Source organism: Bartonella sp. B10834G3 (genome assembly GCF_016102505.1).
Taxonomy (GTDB): domain Bacteria; phylum Pseudomonadota; class Alphaproteobacteria; order Rhizobiales; family Rhizobiaceae; genus Bartonella; species Bartonella choladocola.
Genome location: NZ_JACFOM010000028.1, coordinates 1 through 259 on the forward strand (window position 1 = coordinate 1; position 259 = coordinate 259).

Sequence of the window (259 nt, forward strand, 5' to 3'; positions counted from 1 at the left end):
AATTGTGAAGGGTCATAGTCTATCGGATTGCCAAACTTATCTTTGGCCACAAGAGTAAGCGTTGCATTCTGACCAGCTTCCATAGTCTGTTTGTCGAATTGAAAGCTGGAATTGCCTTCTCCCGTATCGACATCACCGGCGGTCAAAGTCACTTGTGCTTCAAGAGTTCCAACGGCAACAGAAGAAACCTTCGGTGTAATTTTATAAGTTCCGGCAAGCGTGCCTTTCAATGTGGCTACATAAATGCCGCTTTGAGCCG

The 259-nt window shown here is 45.9% G+C and carries 1 protein-coding gene; it reads right to left on the reverse strand.

Annotation, left to right across the window (positions count from 1 at the left end; translation table 11 throughout):
• A partial coding sequence (locus H3S94_RS11800) for a hypothetical protein (protein ID WP_198241187.1) occupies positions 1–259 on the reverse strand: 259 nt, incomplete at both ends.